This is a genomic window from Mesorhizobium sp. WSM4817, assembly GCF_055811135.1.
In genome coordinates this window covers 15,573-33,941 of sequence record NZ_JBVVQQ010000002.1, presented here as the reverse complement: position 1 = coordinate 33,941, position 18,369 = coordinate 15,573, and the positions used below count along the sequence as shown (strand labels likewise).

General features: G+C 62.0%; 13 protein-coding genes and 1 pseudogene. 3 read left to right on the top strand and 11 right to left on the bottom strand.

Annotation, left to right across the window (positions count from 1 at the left end; genetic code table 11):
• The 5 genes from AC0L2K_RS02890 to AC0L2K_RS02870 all read right to left on the bottom strand — a co-directional run bounded on the left by AC0L2K_RS02890 (nt 1) and on the right by AC0L2K_RS02870 (nt 4,999).
• Nucleotides 1-1,122, bottom strand: a complete 1,122-nt coding sequence (locus AC0L2K_RS02890; RefSeq protein WP_473530564.1) for an ABC transporter permease — start codon at nt 1,120-1,122, stop codon at nt 1-3.
• Nucleotides 1,115-2,038, bottom strand: a complete 924-nt coding sequence (locus AC0L2K_RS02885; protein WP_023799733.1) for an ABC transporter permease subunit — start codon at nt 2,036-2,038, stop codon at nt 1,115-1,117. Before AC0L2K_RS02885 ends, AC0L2K_RS02890 begins: the two co-directional genes overlap by 8 nt.
• Before the next feature lie 161 nt (nt 2,039-2,199).
• Nucleotides 2,200-3,792 carry a peptide ABC transporter substrate-binding protein gene (locus AC0L2K_RS02880; protein ID WP_023799734.1) on the bottom strand — a complete coding sequence of 531 codons (1,593 nt, stop codon included), beginning with the start codon at nt 3,790-3,792 and terminating at the stop codon, nt 2,200-2,202.
• A 296-nt stretch (nt 3,793-4,088) separates the two neighbouring features.
• Nucleotides 4,089-4,571, bottom strand: a complete 483-nt coding sequence (locus AC0L2K_RS02875) for an RES family NAD+ phosphorylase (protein ID WP_287061394.1) — start codon at nt 4,569-4,571, stop codon at nt 4,089-4,091.
• A complete protein-coding gene (locus AC0L2K_RS02870) occupies nt 4,568-4,999 on the bottom strand; it encodes an antitoxin Xre-like helix-turn-helix domain-containing protein (protein ID WP_473530563.1) in 432 nt (143 codons plus the stop codon). The genes AC0L2K_RS02875 and AC0L2K_RS02870 overlap by 4 nt, the downstream gene beginning before the upstream one ends.
• Nucleotides 5,000-5,822: 823 nt before the next feature.
• Here AC0L2K_RS02870 and AC0L2K_RS02865 point away from each other — a divergent pair.
• The 3 genes and pseudogenes from AC0L2K_RS02865 (at nt 5,823) to AC0L2K_RS02855 (ending at nt 7,984) form a co-directional block, all read left to right on the top strand.
• Nucleotides 5,823-6,201, top strand: a pseudogene (locus AC0L2K_RS02865) (TadE family protein).
• A gap of 45 nt (nt 6,202-6,246) precedes the next feature.
• A complete protein-coding gene (locus AC0L2K_RS02860; protein WP_473530562.1) occupies nt 6,247-6,873 on the top strand; it encodes a pilus assembly protein TadG-related protein in 627 nt (208 codons plus the stop codon).
• The gene (locus tag AC0L2K_RS02855; protein ID WP_473530561.1) at nt 6,806-7,984 is read left to right on the top strand and encodes a hypothetical protein; all 1,179 of its coding nucleotides are present in this window, start codon (nt 6,806-6,808) and stop codon (nt 7,982-7,984) included. The genes AC0L2K_RS02860 and AC0L2K_RS02855 overlap by 68 nt, the downstream gene beginning before the upstream one ends.
• A 10-nt stretch (nt 7,985-7,994) precedes the next feature.
• On the opposite strand, the gene bglA is transcribed toward AC0L2K_RS02855, so the two are convergent.
• The 6 genes from bglA to glgB all read right to left on the bottom strand — a co-directional run bounded on the left by bglA (nt 7,995) and on the right by glgB (nt 18,334).
• Complete coding sequence (gene bglA / locus AC0L2K_RS02850; RefSeq protein ID WP_473530560.1) at nt 7,995-9,620, bottom strand: beta-galactosidase BglA; 1,626 nt, start codon at nt 9,618-9,620, stop codon at nt 7,995-7,997.
• A complete protein-coding gene (gene glgX, locus AC0L2K_RS02845) occupies nt 9,610-11,667 on the bottom strand; it encodes a glycogen debranching protein GlgX (RefSeq protein WP_473530559.1) in 2,058 nt (685 codons plus the stop codon). The genes bglA and glgX overlap by 11 nt, the downstream gene beginning before the upstream one ends.
• A gap of 73 nt (nt 11,668-11,740) precedes the next feature.
• Entirely contained in the window at nt 11,741-13,369 is a 1,629-nt protein-coding gene (locus AC0L2K_RS02840) for an alpha-D-glucose phosphate-specific phosphoglucomutase (protein WP_473530558.1), read from the bottom strand.
• A 3-nt stretch (nt 13,370-13,372) separates the two neighbouring features.
• Nucleotides 13,373-14,815, bottom strand: coding sequence for a glycogen synthase GlgA (gene glgA / locus AC0L2K_RS02835; protein WP_473530557.1), 1,443 nt, complete (start codon nt 14,813-14,815; stop codon nt 13,373-13,375).
• Entirely contained in the window at nt 14,816-16,084 is a 1,269-nt protein-coding gene (glgC, locus tag AC0L2K_RS02830; protein ID WP_077381220.1) for a glucose-1-phosphate adenylyltransferase, read from the bottom strand. It lies immediately after the preceding gene.
• Between the two features lie 36 nt (nt 16,085-16,120).
• On the bottom strand, nt 16,121-18,334 hold the full coding sequence (glgB, locus tag AC0L2K_RS02825; protein WP_128245168.1) for a 1,4-alpha-glucan branching protein GlgB: 2,214 nt from the start codon (nt 18,332-18,334) through the stop codon (nt 16,121-16,123).
• Nucleotides 18,335-18,369 lie beyond the last annotated feature (35 nt).

Genomic DNA, 18,369 nt, shown 5'->3' with positions numbered 1-18,369 from the left:
TCAACGATCCCTAGGATCGAGCGCGTCGCGCAGGCCGTCGCCGACGAAATTCAGCGCGAACAGCGTCGAGACAAGGAAAAATGCTGGGAACAAAAGCAGCCAGTTGGCGGTGCCGATGTTCTTGGCGCCGGTCGAGATCAGCACGCCCCAGCTGGTCATCGGTTCCTGCACGCCGAGCCCGAGGAACGACAGGAAACTCTCCAGGATAATGACTTGCGGCACCAGCAGCGTCATATAGATGACCACTGGGCCAAGCAGGTTGGGAATGACGTGGCGGATCAGAATGCCGCCCTGGCCTATGCCCATCGCCTCCGCCGCCTGGACATATTCCTGCCGCCGGATCGACAGCGCCTGGCCGCGCACGATGCGCGCCATGTCGAGCCACAGCACGGCGCCGACCGCCAGGAACATCAGCACGAAGTTCCGACCAAAGAACACCACCAGCATAATGACGAAGAAAATGAACGGCAGCGAATAGAGCACATCGACAATGCGCATCATCACCTCGTCTATCCTGCCGCCGGCAAGGCCGGCCGCAGCGCCGTAGAGCACGCCGATGACGCCCGCAACGACCCCGGCGAGCAGGCCGATGGCCAGCGAGATGCGCCCGGCCATGAGCGTCCGCGACAGGAGATCGCGGCCGGTATTGTCGGTGCCGAACAGGAAATACTGCTGCCTGATTGAAGCGCTCATCACCGCTTCAAGGCCGTCAGCCGCTTTGCTCTCTATCTTGGTGTTGTCGAAGGCATCGGAACGATCGAGGTAGCGGACATTGCGGTCGTCGATCGGCTTGCGCGATGTGACGGTGACGAAGATGCGATTGTCTTCCTGCCGCCACTGCTTGATGTCGACACGCATGCGCTTGATCGCCTCGTTGAGCGCGGTTTCTATCTTGTCGGGCTTCGGATAGGCCGACAAGCTCGGCGGCATGCGCACATAGTCGGCGTAGATGGTGGTGTATCGATGCGGCACCAAAGAGGGTCCGAGCACGCTGAGGATCGCGATGAAGGCAAGATAATACAGGCTGAACATGGCGGCGCGGTTGGCCTTGAGGCGCGCCCAGGCATCGCCCCACAGAGAACGGCCGACGATGGCCGGAGCGGTGGCTGCGATGTCAGTCATAGCGCACCCTCGGATCGACGAAGGCATACATGACGTCGACGATCAGGTTGAAGACGATGGTGAACAGCGCGATGACCACCACGGTGCCCATGACCAGCGTGTAGTCACGGTTGAGCGCGGCCTCGACGAAATAGCGGCCGATGCCGGGAATGGAAAAGATCGTCTCGACGATGATCGAGCCGGTGAGCAGTGCCGCCGCCGCCGGGCCGGTGAAGGAGACGATCGGCAATATGGCACCGCGCAGCGCATGTTTGACGACCACCGACCAGTCCGACAGGCCGAGTGCACGTGCGGTGCGAATGTGGTGCGAGCGCAACGATTCGATCATCGAGCCGCGCATCAGGCGGGCGACGATGGCGATCTGCGGCAGGGCGAGGGTCAGCACAGGGCCGATCTTGTTGAGCAGGGCGCCATCGCCCCAGCCGCCGATCGGCAGCAGTTTCCAGGTCAGACCGAACAGAAGCTGGATAACCGGCGCGATGACGAAGGTCGGAATGGTGCTGCCGGCGGTCGCCAGAGCGATCACCGAATAGTCGGCAAGCTTGTTCTGGTTGAGCGCGGCAATGGTGCCGAGGAGGCCGCCGAGCAGCAGCGCCAGGATCAGGGCCGAGGCGCCGATCTGGATCGAAACGGGCAGGCCCCTGGCAAACAATTCGCCGACAGTGAAATCCGGCATGTTGTAGCTCGGACCGAAATTGCCGCGCAGCAGATTGCCGAGATAGTGGACATATTGCAGCCAGAGCGGGTCGTTGAGACCGAACTGCGCTTCGAGATTGGCCTTGATCTCGGGGCTCAGGCCCCGCTCCTGATTGAACGGGCCGCCAGGCGCGACGCGTATCAGGAAGAACGCCATGGTCACGATGACCAACAGCGTCGGAATGGCGGTCAGAAGCCGCCGGAATACGTAACGCAGCATCGGTTCCCCGCTTTGCTAGCAAACCGGGACCGCCGCCCCTAACGCATGACCCGAGCCGAAGGTCCGGAGAGGATCACGTGCAAAATCAAGGCGTTACAGCGCCTGTGCGGGCCCCAAAGGACGCGCGGCGCTGTAAAGGAGCGGTAGCCCGGCCAAGGAGATCAGTCCTTGGAGATGAAGCGGGACGGATGCACATCCATGACGTTGTCCTCGAAGCCATGAAGCTTCGGAGAAACGATATCCTTGTAGCTATAGTAGAGAAGCGGGATGTTGCCGACGTCATCGACGAGGATGCGCTCAGCCTCGGCGAGTTCTTTCATGCGCTCTTCGGGCTTGCCGCCGGCGGCGGCCGCCTCGTCCATGGCCTTCTCGAATTCCGGGCTGTTGTAGCCCGAATAGTTGTTGCCGCTTGCCTTGCGGGAGATGCCGAGGAAGGTTTCCGGATCCTTGTAGTCCGCAATCCAGCCGGCACGCGCCACGTCGTAGTCGCCCTTCTGCTCAAGGAAGGAGTAGTGGGTCTTAGTGTCGGTGTTGAGCAGCGTGATTTCGACGCCGAGCGGCTTCAACTGCTCCTGGATGGCGACTGCAGTGTTCTTGTGGTTTTCCGACGTGTTGTAGCGGATTTCCATCTTCAGCGGTTTCTCGGGCGTATAGCCAAGCTTCTCGAGTACCTTCTTGGCCTCATCCTCGCGGTCGATCTGCGACATGTCCGCGTATTTGGCCATTGCCGGCGTATAGCCCTCAATGCCCGGAGGCACCATCGAATAGCCGGGCAGCATTGAGTTCTGCCATACCTTTTCGGCAAGGAAATCGCGGTCGACTGCCATGGAGATGGCATTGCGCAGTTCGACGTTGTCCCACGGAGCCTTGTCGGTCTTGATCGAAAAATAGTAGGTGCCGAGGTAAGGTCCAACGCGAATCTGATCGCCAAACTTGGCCTTGAGATCGGCGAGCTGCTCGGTCGGGAGGTCGTCGTAGCTGTCGAGTTCGCCAGCCTCGAAGCGCTTTATCGCCGACGAACGATCTTCGGTCGGGATGTAGTTGACGACGTCGAGCTTGACGCTCGCAGCATCCCAGAATTTCGGATTCTTGACCAGTTTGATGTGGTCGTTGGGAACCCACTCCGCCAGGGTAAAGGGGCCGTTGGAGACCAGATTGCCCGGCTTGATCCAATCGGCGCCGAGCTTGTCAATGGACGCCTTGCTGACCGGATAAGTCGCCTGGTGGGTCAGCATTTCAAGGAAATAGGGCGTGGGCGCCTTCAGCGTCACTTCCAGAGTATTTGCGTCGATTGCCTTGACGCCCATCTCCTCCGGCTTCGCCTTCTTGGTGTTCACCTCCTCGGCGTTCTTCACGGGATAGAGCATCGAAGCATATTCGGCGCCGGTGGCCGGATCTTCCAGCCGATGAAACGCGTAGACGAAGTCATCTGCCGTGACCGGGCTACCATCCGACCAGACACCGTCCTTGCGCAGCTTGAAGGTGTAGACGGTGCCGTCGTCCGATACAGTCCAGCTTTCGGCGGCGCCCGGAATGACGTTCGCCTTCTGGTCTTGCATGACCAGCCCCTGGAACAGGTCGCGCAATACAGCGGCTTCGTATATTGTCGAGGTCTTGTGCGGGTCGAGCGACTCCGATTCGGCGGCGGTGCCGCGGTTGTAGACGACCTCGGCGAAGGCTGGCGTGTAGAACGTGCCGGCGGCCAAAGCCATGGTTGTGGCGAACACCGTCGCCTTCAGCATGTTTTTCAGCATGAAGTTCTCCCTGTCGAGGCGGCCGTTCAGCTGCGCCTCTTGAGTGTTGACGCCCCGAAGCCGATTAGCTGGCCGCTTTGAGCGCGCCGCCGGTTCCCTTTCCGGCAGCTGGTGGGCAAACAGTAACGTGGTGATTTTTTATTTCAACAGACTCGTGAGGTCACCCTAAGTAAGGCGCAGCGACAGCCACTGCGCGATCGGCAAAATAGCAGTCGAGCCCGTGGACCGAGCCTCAGCGCCGACGTGACCGGTTCCGCGTCAATCTCACCAAGGCCTCTTGAGAAAGCCCCTCCCGGTTACGCGCCAAACAGCCGTCGGTCCCAGTAGACCGGCTGGTGCAGGCTCGTGTGGATCTTTGAAAACTCCGGATGCGCCGGATTGATCAGCACATTGCAATCGAGACGCGCGACGACACTCGGCACCAGCAGGATGGCGCTGCGCCGTTCTAAACACCAGGTTTCGCCGAATCCCTGGCTCACCATCGCCGGCATCGTGTCCCAGCCGGGCAGTGACGGGTGGGAAAAGACCTCGTAACTCAGTCCGCGCGAGATTGTGATTTCGATGTAGTGCTGGTTGGGCGGCAGTCGGCCGCTGCCATGCACCAGCTTTTCCAACAGGGCCGTCGAATAGTGCTCGCTGGTGTAGATGATAGGACTTCCGGGCGTGTTCCACCGCCCTGGCGCGATTGTCGAGCCGGTCGCATCGAAGATCGGGTAGGTGCCGGCCGGATCGCCGATACGAAAGGACGATAGAGTGCGATCGAGAGTCTGCGCCGTCACGCAGCACTGCCGTACTTCAGACCTGCGAGAATATCGACCACCATTTCGGCACCGAACTCGCTCACGATAACGACGTCGATCGGTCGCTTGTCCTCAATCATCGGGTGCGGCCGAAACAGGAAATCGCGCGCTTCCTCCTCGTTCTGCCAGACATCGACAGCAAGGCCCCAGACGCGCGCGACGCGGGCCAATCGCGTGCCCTCGTACGACGAGAGGCGATGTACCGCCTTGCGCCGCTCGTAGGTCGCCTTGGGGATCAGCCGGTATTTGAACTGAGCATCGCCAGGCGCCAGAAGATGCGCAACGCGCTCAAGTGCGCCAATGGGAAGTCCATCCTCGATCCGGGAGATCAGCCCGAAAGGCGACCGCGCCGCCACCTCTTTAACGGGCAGCCCCAACACGTCCGCGACATTTCCGAGCGCTAGCATATCACTTTCCATTCCATGTGAGGCAATAGTTAACCTCACATGATGCGTCATGCAAGCCACCCGTTCAATCTGCGGCCTGTCTGCGAATACGAGAGCGTAACCGCAGGCGCAGAGAACGTCGATGCGTTCATCCTCTCTCTAATCTTAATCTCGATCCGGGTTTGGATAGGTAGAGCCATCGTGCCAGTCACGATCATGCGAATACCGGTCCGAACCCGGTGGTTGCGACAATACAGTCGCGCCCCCTGTTCTTTGCCACATAGAGATTCTGATCAGCGCAGCAAGATGTCATCCAAGGATTGGCCGCGGCAGCAATTTGACACAACCCGCACGTCAGATCCTACACATTGCGCGAAAACCCTTGCACCTCGTGGGAAGTTTGGACTGGGGACTGGGCAATAGCCTTCAGCGGATCGCATGATATTGATGCAAGTCAATGGGGTCCCTTACTAACTAAATCCTAGGTTGTGGTCGATGGGATCGACGGCGCTTTCTCTGCAACGAGCAGGTTGCGCCGCTTTTGTTGAAGAAGTCGGGCGTCGAAGCGGGGCGCTGCGTCGGCTGATGAATTCCACGACTTGGCGGAAGAACCGCTTCAAGCATTCGCCTCCGGCAGGAAATCTGTCGTCGATTCCACTTTGCCACAATGTCTTAAGCCGCCTTTAAGCAACCACGGGTTACATCTTTTGCGGGCTTCGGTATGTCTTGATGGGCAACGGACATGAACAGCGCGGAAACTGGGACAATAGCTAAAAAGCGGCGCAATACGCGTCAGGTAAAACGCAAATTACACCAGTTTCGAGAACCGTCCGGAACGTCCGCGATCGAATTCGCACTGCTTGCGCCCTTTTTCATCTTGCTCCTGCTCGGTATGGTTGCATATGGCATCTATTTTGGCGCCAGTCACTCCGTGCAGCAGATTGCAGCGGACGCCGCACGCACGGCGATTGCCGGGCTGAACGAAGTTGAGCGCCAGGCGCTGGTGACCAGTTTCGTCACCACCAATGCCGCGGGATATCCATTCGTCGATTCCGACAAGCTGACTTACCAGGCCAAGGACAGCACGGCCGACGGAAACCAGTTCGTCGTGTCCATCCAATATGATGCCCGCAACCTGCCGGTCTGGAATCTGTTCCCGGCACTGCCAATGCCTTGGCACCACGATCTCACGCCAGTCGACAATCCGGGTTGGGGGCATCTGAATGTCGCAAACTTTGGCGGGCAGGATCGGCCGGGTCGCCCGCTCGATGCTTAGCGACCTGACGGCGAACTTCGCCGTCATGACGGCGCTGTGCGCACCGTTCGCGCTCGCGCTGGCCGCCTTCGCCATCGATGAAGGCTCGATCTATGCGGAGCGCCGGGAGGCTCAGTCGCTGGTCGATCTGGCGGCAATCACCGCCGCCTCCAACATCAACAACATTGACGCCGCGGTGGTGACCACGCTCGGCGACAACGGAATGCCGGGTATCGTTGTTCAGAAGGCAGGGCAGACGATCACCCCTGCCCTCGGAAAGACTGTCGTGTCGGTCACCCCCGGCCGATATTCAGCAGAGTCGTCGCTCGGCGTCGACAAGCGCTTCGAGGCCGGCAAAACGCCCTACAACGCCGTCCATGTCACGCTGAAAAAGGTTCCTGCCCGCTATTTCGCGAGTTCGCTTATCCCTACGCCGGTGATCGGCACCCAAGCCGTGGCCAGCATAGCGCCGCAGGCGATGTTCTCGGTCGGGTCAAGGCTTCTCAGCGTCAGGCGGCATCCTCAACGCTCTTCTCAGCAAGTTCCTGGGCGGCAACATCACGCTCAGCGTCATGGACTACAACGCTCTGATCGCTGCCGACGTGAACCTGCTTTCGTTCATCGATGCCCTTGCCGTTGAGATGCAGCTGACAGGTGTCAGCTATTCGGAGGTGCTGGCTTCGAAAGCGACTGTGGGCCAGATTGCGACCGCCATGGCCAATGTTTCACCCGTTGGCAGCACCAGCAAGCTTGCTTTGCAGACAATCGCGTCAAGGACCACCAGAACGGTCAAGATACCGCTCAATCATCTTGTCGATCTTGGATCAATGGGCCAGTTGGGCCTCGGGCAAAAATCGCCCGGTTTTTCGGTCGACGCCAGCGCCATGGGCATGCTGACCACCGCTGCTGCACTGGCCAACGGCTCGAAGCAGGTCGAGCTCAATCTCGGAGCCACCATTCCGGGGCTTGCCTCCACCACGCTTGCCATTGCGATCGGCGAACCTGCACAATTCTCGCCATGGCTGACAATCGGCGAGAAGGGTGCTGTGGTGCGTACGGCGCAGACGCGGATCAAGCTGGTGGCGTCCGTCGGCGGCAGCAATGCGACTCTCGGTGGCGGCATCAGCTTGCTTGCCGTCAAACTGCCGCTGCATGTCGAGGTGGCCTCTGCCGAGGCCAAGCTGACCGACATCAGCTGCCCGACGGGGCACCCCGACAGTTTGAAAGTTACCATTGCCGCACGTCCGGGCCTTGCCTCGCTGCACCTTGGCGCCAGCGATGCCGATAACAGCCCCTCAGCCTTCGCCGATTTCAGCAACCCACAGTCGTTTCAAAATGCCGAAATCGCGCAGGTCAGCGTGAAACTTCTGTTTCTCACCCTCAATCTGATCGGCGTGAATGGTTCTGCAGCCGTTGAGATCGCCAACAACCATCCGACGATCTTGACCTTCAACAGCACCGACATCGCAAGCAAGACGATAAAGAACGCCTCGACGAAGAACCTGACGCAATCTCTCACCACGTCGCTGGTCAACAATTTGTCGCTTTCGGTCAGTGCGCTGGGCCTCGGGCTTGATGTAACCGCCTTGCTCGGAACCGTGAAGCCGGCAGTGGTGGCGCTGCTGAACGGCGTGACGGAGCCGGTCGACGAATTGGTTCACAACGTGCTTGGGGCGCTGGGCGTGCGCGTCGGCGAGGCCGATGTCCGGGTCATGGGCGCGACTTGCGGGCGCTCTGTGCTTGTTCAGTGAGCTGGAGAGATCAGCCGGCTCGTCCGAGAAAGCAGCCCAACGGCGGCAGCGACAGAATCTTTTCCTTCAAGGCGGCACCAGCGCCAAGGTCGATCGTCTCTGCGACATCGATACCCTGCGGCAACGGCCAGTTGGCCGGCTCCTCGGCGAAGTTGAAAACGCACAGCAGCTTCTCGCCGCCGCCTTCGCGAATGAAGGCAAGCACTTCGCCCTCGGCATCGAGAAAACGGATCGAACCTTGTACCAGCGCCGCATGCCGCTTGCGCAACGCCAGCATCGCCCGATAGCTGGCCAGAACTGACTTTTCCTCGCCGTTCTGGATATCGACCGCGCGGGCGCGATGGCTTTCCGGGATTGGAAGCCACGGCCTGCCGATTGAAAAACCGGCATTGTCTGCGCCTTTCTCCCACACCATCGGCGTGCGGCAGCCATCCCTGCCCTTGAACCCCGGCCAGAAGCGGATGCCATAAGGATCGCGCAGATCCTCGAACGCCAATTCCGCCTCCTCCAGCCCGAGTTCCTCACCCTGATAAAGGCAGATCGATCCACGCAGACATGACAGCAGCGCGATGGAGAACTTCGCCGTCCTTTCCGGATCGCCGCCGGGCCTTGTCCATCGTGTCACATGGCGAACGACATCGTGGTTGGAAAACGCCCAGCAGACCCAGCCGTCGGAGACAGCACTCTCGAACGCTTCGACGCATCCACGCACGTGTGCTGCCGAGAATTGCGGACCGAGCAGGTCGAAAGTGTAGCACATGTCGAGCTTGTCGCCGCCGCCGGTGTAGGCGGCGAGCGTCTGCAACGAACGGGCTTCGTCGCCGACCTCGCCGACAGCGGCGCGGCCCTCATATTCGTCGAGCAGCGCCCGAAACCGCTTGAGGAAAGCCAGGTTTTCGGGCTGCGTCTTGTCAAACAAATGCTCCTGATAGAGGTACGGATTGGTTTCGGTGTTGGTGCCTGCGACGCTTGACGCCAGGGGCGGGTTGCTGCGCAGCCAGCGGTCATGGACATAGTAGTTGACCGTATCGAGGCGAAACCCGTTCACGCCGCGCTCCAGCCAAAACCGCACCGTTTCCAGCAGGGCGTCCTGAACCTCCGGATTGTGGAAATTGAGGTCCGGCTGCGAGGCGAGGAAATTGTGCATGTAATATTGCCTGCGGGTCGCGTCCCAGTCCCAGGCTGGGCCGCCGAAGACCGACAGCCAATTGTTGGGCGCGGTGCCGTCGGGCCTCGGATCGGCCCAGACATACCAATCCGCCCTGGGGTTATCGCGGCTCGTACGGCTTTCGATGAACCATTCGTGCCGGTCGGACGAATGCGACAGAACCTGGTCGACAATGACTTTCAGACCCAGACGGTGCGCCTCGGCGACCACTGCGTCGAAATCCTCTGCTGTGCCGAACATCGGATCGACGGCTGTATAGTCGGATACGTCGTAGCCCATATCGGCCATCGGCGACTTGAAGAACGGCGACAGCCAGACGGCGTCAGCGCCAAGCGATGCGACATGCGCCAGCCTTGAGGCAACGCCGCGCAGATCACCGCTGCCGTCCCCCGTCGTGTCCTGGAAGGAGCGCGGGTAGATCTGGTAGATGACGCAGCCGCGCCACCACTCGGCGTGGTCACTTGCCACTCGGGTCCTCCTTTATCTGAGCCTGCGCGGCTTCGTGTTCGATCATGAAGGTCACCGTTCGCCCCGGCACCGGCCGTGAAATTCCGGCTGCGCCGTCCGGTGTTTCGATGGCTGGCTGCCAGCGAAATCCGTCGCGCCCCGGCAGCGTGAACATACACGCCCGGCGATCGCCATTGATGACCGCGGCAAGGCGGCAATCATCGCTGCCGAGCATCATGACCAGGCGGTGCCGCGCCGGATCGCGCCAGCCTGCCTCGTCGAGCGGCGTGGCGGTTTCAGTGAGCCAGACCGCGTCCGGTTGCTCTGATCCGGGCGGCGGCTCTCCAGTCAGGAAGCGCGTGTCGGAAAGCGCCGGCACGGAACGACGCGTCGCGGCGAGCAAAACGGCGTATTGTTCCAGCGCCCGATCGCGTCCGGACCAGTCGAGCCAGGTGATCTCGTTGTCCTGCGCATAGGCGTTGTTGTTGCCCTTCTGGGTGCGGCCGAATTCGTCTCCGGCGGTCAGCATGATCGTGCCACGTGAGGCAAACAGCGTGGCCAGCAGCGCACATCGGTCATCGAAACGGGCCGTAACGATCGCCCGGTCGCCGGCCTCACCCTCGACGCCATTGTTCCAGGACAGGTTGTCGTCGTGGCCATCGCGGTTCTGCTCGCCATTGGCCTCATTGTGCTTGTGCTCGTAGGCAACAATGTCGGCCAGCGTCATGCCGTCATGCGCGGCGACGAAGTTGACGCTGCGGCTCGTCTGCTGGCCTGGCTTGGCAAACACGTCGGACGAGCCGGCAAGCCGGGTGGCGAGCGCGCCGACCATGCCGCTGTCGCCGCGCCAGAACCGGCGGATGTCGTCGCGATATCTGTCGTTCCATTCGAGGAAGGGCGGCGGAAAATTGCCAAGCTGATAGCCGTCCGTGCTGATGTCCCATGGCTCGGCGATGAGCACCCGGTCGCCAAGGAGCGGATCATCCCGAATAGCCATGAGCAGTGGCGCAGCGGCGTCGAACGCGCCATCGACCCGCCCCAGAATGGGCGCCAGATCGAAGCGGAAACCATCGACGCCGGCATGGCGGACAAAGTGATGAAGCGTGTCGAGGACCATTTCCCTGACGACCGGATGATCACAAGCGACGGTGTTGCCGGTGCCGGTGTCGTTGATCAAGCTGCCGTCCGGCCGATGCCGGTAGTAGGCGCGGCTGTCGAGACCGCGCAGCGACAGCGTCGGCCCAAGCCTGTCGCTTTCGCCGGTGTGGTTGAAGACAAGATCTAGGATGACGCCGATGCCGGCCTCACGCAGCGTGGCGATCGTCTGCCGCAATTCCGCGAGACCGCCCGGCGCGAGGCGCGGATCGAGCGCCATGAAGGTCACCGGGTTGTAGCCCCAGGCATTGCGCAGCCCGAGCGCCGGCAGATGCCGCTCATCGATCGACGCCGTCACGGGCATCAGTTCGATCGCCCCGACCCCGAGCTTTTTCAGGTGCTCGACGATAGCCGGATGGGCAAGGGCTGCAATCGTCCCGCGCTGGTGCTTCGGGATGGCCGGATGCAGCATGGTGAAGGCACGCACCGGCACTTCATAGATCAGGCCGCCGGGCTGGAACAGCGGCGGCAAGGCAGGCACCGGCTGCGGCAGGGTGGCGGCAATCGCCTTCGGCAGCAGCGGCGCGGTATCGGTGCCCTCGCCCCGGCGCGCGGCGAGCCTGATGTCATAGATATAGGGCCTGTCGATTTCGACCGCATAGGGGTCGACCAGCAGCTTGTCGGGATCGAACCAAAGCCCATTCTCGGGCGTATAATCGCCATCGGCGCGAAGCCCGTATCGGGTGCCGGCGTCGAGGCCGGCAACGAAAAGCGCGTGAACGCCCTCGCCTTCCGGCTGGAGTTCGAGCCGGTCGATCTCCCTCTCTCCCTGCTCATCGAAGATCGAGACCCAGAGCCGGCTGGCTGCAGAGGACCATGCGGCAAAGCGGATGCCGTCGTTTCCGACAAGTCCGCCAAATCGCGGCCGATTCCGCCGCTTTCCGGCCGGTATCCTGTCTTCCTGTTTGACCATCATCCTTTCCGAAAACCGGCTCCCACTTTTGGCTGACGCGGACCGTCGGTTCGGGATCATGATCTGGATGGCATCAGGTGATGACGCTCGGCTTAGCGCGGCCGGTATGGCTGCGAATCCCGGCGATATCATCGGCTGCCGCAATCAAGTCGGCAAGCGCCTCCTGCGTGTCGAGATCGTGCCTGGACTTGTCCGGCTCGTAGCGCTCGATATAGACGCGCAGCGTCGCTCCTGAGGTACCGGTGCCGGAGAGACGGAAGACGACGCGCGATCCGCCTTCGAAAAGCACCCTGATGCCCTGGTTCTCGGCTATCGAGCCGTCGACCGGGTCGTGGTAGGCGAAATCGTCGGCGCTGGCGATCTTCATGCCGCGCACGCTGGTGCCGGGCAAGGAAGCGAGCTTGGCCCGCAATTCGTCGACCAGCGCATTGGCGCGGTCGGTCTCGACCTCCTCGTAGTCATGGCGTGAGTAGTAATTGCGGCCGTAGGCGGCCCAGTGCTCGGTGACGATCTGCTTGGCGCTTTCGCCCCGGGCAGCGAGGATATTGAGCCACAAAAGCACGGCCCACAGCCCGTCCTTTTCGCGCACATGATTGGAGCCGGTTCCCGCACTTTCCTCGCCGCAGATCGTCGCGATGTCGGCATCGAGCAGATTGCCAAAGAATTTCCAGCCGGTCGGCGTTTCATAGATGCCGATGCCGAGCTTTTCGGCGACGCGGTCGGCTGCACCGCTGGTCGGCATCGAGCGGGCGATGCCTTTCAGCCCGGCCTTGTAGCCCGGCGCCAGATGAGCATTGGCGGCGAGCATAGCCACCGAATCCGACGGGGTGACGAAAATGCCCTTGCCGATGATCAGGTTGCGGTCGCCGTCGCCGTCGGAAGCGGCGCCGAAATCCGGCGCATCCGGTCCCATCATCTCGTCATAGAGGTGCTTTGCGTGGACCAGGTTCGGGTCTGGGTGGTGGCCGCCGAAATCCGGCAGGGGAACGAAGTTGCGGGCGGTGCCTTTCGGCGCGCCGAGCCGGTTCTCCAGGATCTCCTTGGCATAGGGACCGGTCACGGCATGCATGGCGTCGAAGCGCATGCGGAAGCCTGACTTGAACAGCCCACGCAACGCATCGAAATCGAACAGATTTTCCATCAGCTCGGCATAGTCGGCGACCGGGTCGATCACCTCGACGGTCATGCCGCCCGCCTCGACGGTACCGATCGTGTCGAGGTCGACCGTGCCTATATCGGCGGTCTTGAAGCTCGAAATCGTCTTGGTCTTGGCGAAGATCGCGTCGGTTAGCTTTTCCGGTGCCGGGCCGCCATTGCCGGCATTGTATTTGATGCCGAAATCCTCGTGCGGGCCGCCCGGATTGTGGCTGGCCGACAGGATGATGCCGCCGAAGGTGTTGTATTTGCGAATGATGTTGGAAGCGGCCGGCGTCGACAGGATGCCGCCCTGCCCGACCATCACCTTGCCGAAACCGTTTGCCGCGGCCATGGCGATGGCCTTCTGGATGACCTCGCGGTTGTAAAAGCGGCCGTCGCCGCCGATCACCAGCGTCTTGCCCTCGAACCCGTCCAGCGCATCGAAAATCGACTGGATGAAGTTCTCGGCATAGTGCTCCTGCTGGAACACCGGCACTTTCTTGCGCAGCCCGGACGTGCCGGGCTTCTGGTCGAGATAAGGTTTGGTGGCGACGGTGCGTATCATGCGTCAAGCCCTTTTCGAAAGCAGCAAGCGATAGAGTTCGAGGTATTTTTCTGCGCTTTTATCCCACGACACATCCGCCTTCATGCCTTGCCGCTGCATCGACGTCCAGATTGCAGGGTTGGCGTGCGCCGCGACCAGCCGACGGATGGCGTGCAGCAAGGCGCCGGCATCGGCGGGTGCGAACTGGAAGCCGGTCGCCACACCTGCCGAAATCGCCGCTTCATTGGCGTCGATGACGGTGTCGGCAAGACCGCCGGTGCGGGCGACGACCGGCACGCAGCCATAGCGCAGGCCGTAAAGCTGCGTCAGTCCGCAAGGCTCGAAGCGCGACGGGATGATGATTGCGTCACAGCCGCCCTGCATGGTGTGGGAAAGCGCCTCGTCATAACCGACGACGACGCCGATGCGACCGCGATGGCGGGCGGCGGCGGCCAGCAGCGCGCCTTCGAGGCCGGCGTCGCCCGACCCCAGGATCGCCAGGCGGGCACCCCTCGCAACAATCCCGTCGACGACCGTTGCCAGTATGTCAATTCCCTTCTGCCAGGTGAGCCGGCTGATCACGCAGACGATCGGACTGTCGTCGCGGTCAAGGTTGAAACGATCCTCGACGGCGGTCCGGTTGGGGTGCCGCGCCTTCAACGTCTTGGCCGTGTAGTTGGAGACCAGATGCTTGTCGGTTTCAGGGTTCCATATCGCGGTGTCGATGCCGTTGACGATGCCATAGAGATCAACGGACCGCATGTTGATGAGGCCATCGAGCCCCATGCCGAATTCCGGCGAGCGGATCTCCTGCGCATAGGTCGGGCTGACTGTGGTGATGGCCCAGGCGGCCTGCAGGCCAGCCTTGAGGAAACCGACGCCGCCATAATATTCGACGCCGTCGAGCGCCATGGCCGCCGCCGGCAGGCCGAGTTCGCCAAAGATGCCGGCGCCGAACTGGCCCTGGAAAGCGAGATTGTGGACGGTGATCATTGACGGCGTGCCGACCGCCTTGCCGTAGCGCATATAGGCCAGCGTCATCGCCGATTGCCAGTCATGGGCATGGACGATGTCAGGCTGGTAACCCGAGACGGCGCCGCCAGCTATGTCGCCGCCAACCTGGCTCAGGGCCGCGAAACGCCGCCAATTGTCCGGCCAGTCGGCGCCGGTGGCATTGCCATAGGGGCCGCCGGGGCGATCGAACAGATGCGGCGCGTCGAGCACGAACAGGTCGAGCCCCGCGATCTGGACGGCATGGACCGAAGCCTTGCCGCCTTGCAGCAGCGGATAGTGGTGAATGGGTTTTTTCTTTTTGAAGGCATCGATGATCTGGGGATAGCCGGGAACAAGCGTGCGCATCGCCACGCCCTTGCCGGCGAGCGCGATGGGCAACGCGCCGGTCACGTCGGCAAGCCCGCCAGTCTTGATCAGAGGGAATATTTCGGGCGTGACCGACAGGACCTGCATTCACGACAATCCCAGTTTGTCGATCATGGCCTGCGTGACGAGGCAGATGCCCTTTTCGGAAACGCGGAAGCGCTTGGCGTCGAGGACGGGATCCTCGCCGACCACGAGCCCTTCGGGAATCCTGACGCCATGATCGATCACCACGCGCTTCAATCTAGCGCTGCGGCCGACCTGGCAGTCGGGCAGCATGACGACGTCCTCGAGCGTCGAATAGGAGTTGATGCGCGCGCCGGTGAAGATCAGGCTTCGCTTCAGCGACGCGCCTGAAACGATGCAATCCCCCGAGACCAGCGAGGATACCGCCGAGCCACGGCGACCATCCTCGTCATGCACGAACTTCGCCGGCGGCTTCAGCTCGGCATAGGTCCAGATCGGCCAGTCGCGGTCGTAGAGATCGAGTTCGGGCGTGATGTCGGTGAGGTCGATATTGGCTTCCCAATAGGCGTCGACGGTCCCGACATCGCGCCAGTAGGCTTCGTTCTCGGCGGTCGAGCGCACGCAGGATTTGGCGAAGCGATGGGCGATCGCCTTGCCGTGCTCAACGACATAGGGGATGATGTCCTTGCCGAAGTCACGGCTTGAGCCCGGTTCGGCCGCGTCGCGGCGCAGCTGCTCCATCAGGAACTTGGTCTTGAACACGTAGATGCCCATCGAGGCCAGGGCAAAATCCGGCTTGTCGGGAATGCCGGGCGGATCGGCGGGCTTCTCGATGAAGGAGATGATGGTGTCCTTCTTGTCGACATGCATGACGCCGAAGCCGGTCGCCTCCATGCGCGGCACTTCGAGGCAGCCGACGGTGACGTCGGCGCCGGCGTCGACATGCTGGCGAAGCATCAGCTCATAGTCCATCTTGTAGACGTGATCGCCGGCCAGGATGACCATGTATTCGGGCCCGTAGGCCTCGATGATGTCGATGTTCTGGTAGACGGCATCGGCCGTGCCCTCATACCATTGCGTTTCCGATACGCGCTGACTGGCCGGCAGGATGTCGAAGCTCTCGTTGCGCTCGGGCCGAAGGAAGTTCCAGCCGCGCTGCAGGTGGCGGATCAGCGAGTGCGCCTTGTACTGGGTGGCCACGCCGAGGCGGCGAATACCGGAATTGAGCGCATTGGAGAGCGCAAAATCGATGATGCGCGTCTTGCCGCCGAAATAGACCGCCGGTTTGGCGCGCCGGTCGGTCAATTCCTTGAGGCGGCTGCCACGGCCGCCGGCCAGAACATAGGCCATGGCATCGCGCGCCAGCGGCTGGGTCCGTTTTATCTCTGCCATTCTTATCCTCCCAAGTTACGCGCTGCGAGACATCGCCTAGTCCGGAGCAAATTCGAGCATGATCGTCGACAGCGGCGGCAACAGCATCGTCGCCGAGATGCCTCCTGCTTCCTTCCGAGCCTCGACGGCACCGTCATTGCCCTTGCCGGAACCGCCATAGTCGGAGGCGTCCGTGTTGATGATCTCGCGCCATCTTCCAGCCATTGGCAACGGCACGCGGTAATTGTCGCGCGGCACCGGCGTAAAATTGGAGATGACGGCGACCGGGTTTCCGCCCGGCGCGCTGCGCAGCCAGGCAAAGACCGAGTTGGCGCTGTCGTCGACGATCAGCCAGGAAAAGCCCTCCGGTTCGCAATCGCGCGCATGCAACGCCGGCCGTGAGCGGTAGAGATAGTTGAGATCGCGCACCGTCTGCCAGACGCCGCGGTGGGCCCGGAAATCGAGCAGGTTCCAGTCGAGTGCGCGCGCCTCGCTCCACTCGCGGCGCTGGGCGAATTCCTGCCCCATGAACAACAGCTTCTTGCCGGGGTAGCCCCACATGAAGGCGTAGTAGGCGCGCAGCGTCGCGAATTTCTGCCAGTCGTCGCCGGCCATCTTGCCAAGCAGCGTCCCCTTGCCGTGCACGACCTCGTCATGGGAGAGCGGCAGCACGAAATTCTCTGAGAAGGCGTAGACCAGGCCGAAGGTGATGTCGCCGTGGTGATGCTTGCGAAAAATCGGCTCCTTGGAGAAATACTCCAGCGTGTCGTGCATGAAGCCCATGTTCCACTTGAAGCCGAAACCCAGCCCGCCCTCATGCACCGGCTGCGAAACTTTTGGCCATGAGGTCGATTCCTCGGCGATCGTCATCACACCCGGATGATGGCCGTAGACTTCCTTGTTCATCCTCTGGAGGAAGCTGACCGCCTCGAGGTTTTCGCGCCCGCCTTTTTCGTTGGGAATCCATTCGCCGGCCTTGCGCGAATAGTCGAGGTAGAGCATCGAGGCGACGGCATCGACGCGCAAACCGTCGACATGGTATTTTTCGGCCCAGAACAGCGCATTGTTGACCAGGAACGAGACCACCTCGCGCCGGCCGAAATTGTAGATCGCGGTGTTCCAGTCGGGATGGAAGCCCTTGCGCGGGTCGGCATGCTCATAGAGCGCGGTGCCGTCGAAATTGGCCAGGCCATGCGCGTCCACCGGAAAATGCGCCGGCACCCAGTCCAGGATGACGCCGATGCCGGCGCGGTGGGCGCCGTCGACGAACCGGGCAAAACCGTCCGGATCGCCGAAGCGGGCCGACGGCGCGTAGAGCCCCGTCGTCTGGTAGCCCCAGGACGGATCATAGGGATGTTCCGAGATCGGCATGAATTCGATATGGGTGAAGCCCGTGTCGACGACATACGGGATCAGCCGGTCGGCAAGCTCGTCCCATGACAGGAAGCTGCCGTCGTCGTGAAGCTGCCAGGAGCCGGCATGGACCTCATAGATCGACACCGCCTCGCGGCGGGCGTCGGCGTTGCGCCAGAAATTGCGGTGCGCCTCGTCACCCCATTGATGCGCCGGCGGAAGCGCCGTCACCGAAGCGGTGGCCGGGCGCAGTTCGGACTTGAAAGCGAACGGATCGGCCTTCAGCGGCAGCCTCACGCCATCGGGCCCGATGATCTCGTATTTGTATGGCCGTCCGGCGCCGATGTCGGGGATGAACAACTCCCAGATGCCGGTGTCGCGGCGGACGCGCATCGTATGCCTGCGGCCGTCCCATTCGTTGAAGTCGCCGACCACCGAAACGCGCCTTGCATTGGGCGCCCAGACGGCGAAATGCACGCCGGATGCACCCTCGTGATCGATGAGATGCGCCCCGAGCTTGTCGAACAGCCTGAGGTGCGAACCTTCGGCGATGTAATAGTCGTCCAGCGGACCCAGTACCGGACCGAACGAATAGGGATCGGTCAGCCACCAGTCACCGCCGGCATTGCGCGCGTGATAGCGCAGCGGCTGACGCTTTCTGAGCGACAGGCTGCCCTCGAAGAAGCCGCCTTCGTCGCGCCTGGAGAGTTCGCCGGCGTTCTTGCCGGTCAGCGTATAGGCAGTGACGAACTCGGCATGAGGGACGAAGCAGCGGGCGACAAAGCCCTTGTCGACCTCGTGCACACCGAGGACAGCGAAAGGATCACCATGCGTGCCGGCGACAATTGCCGCGACATCACCGGCTGACGCCAGTCCATCCGGCCCGCTTGTCGCAGCGGTCGCGCGCGGCTTCCTCATCAGGCAGTGACCCTCCCCGGCACCCGGACCACGTT

Excerpts from the sequence above, each read along its gene's own strand:
- AC0L2K_RS02890 (WP_473530564.1), bottom strand. The coding sequence starts at position 1,122 with ATGACTGACATCGCAGCCACCGCTCCGGCCATCGTCGGCCGTTCTCTG.
- AC0L2K_RS02885 (WP_023799733.1), bottom strand. The coding sequence starts at position 2,038 with ATGCTGCGTTACGTATTCCGGCGGCTTCTGACCGCCATTCCGACGCTG.
- AC0L2K_RS02880 (WP_023799734.1), bottom strand. The coding sequence starts at position 3,792 with ATGCTGAAAAACATGCTGAAGGCGACGGTGTTCGCCACAACCATGGCT.
- AC0L2K_RS02870 (WP_473530563.1), bottom strand. The coding sequence starts at position 4,999 with ATGCTAGCGCTCGGAAATGTCGCGGACGTGTTGGGGCTGCCCGTTAAA.
- AC0L2K_RS02860 (WP_473530562.1), top strand. The coding sequence starts at position 6,247 with ATGCTTAGCGACCTGACGGCGAACTTCGCCGTCATGACGGCGCTGTGC.
- AC0L2K_RS02855 (WP_473530561.1), top strand. The coding sequence starts at position 6,806 with ATGGACTACAACGCTCTGATCGCTGCCGACGTGAACCTGCTTTCGTTC.
- glgX (WP_473530559.1), bottom strand. The coding sequence starts at position 11,667 with ATGGTCAAACAGGAAGACAGGATACCGGCCGGAAAGCGGCGGAATCGG.
- AC0L2K_RS02840 (WP_473530558.1), bottom strand. The coding sequence starts at position 13,369 with ATGATACGCACCGTCGCCACCAAACCTTATCTCGACCAGAAGCCCGGC.
- glgA (WP_473530557.1), bottom strand. The coding sequence starts at position 14,815 with ATGCAGGTCCTGTCGGTCACGCCCGAAATATTCCCTCTGATCAAGACT.
- glgC (WP_077381220.1), bottom strand. The coding sequence starts at position 16,084 with ATGGCAGAGATAAAACGGACCCAGCCGCTGGCGCGCGATGCCATGGCC.
- glgB (WP_128245168.1), bottom strand. The coding sequence starts at position 18,334 with ATGAGGAAGCCGCGCGCGACCGCTGCGACAAGCGGGCCGGATGGACTG.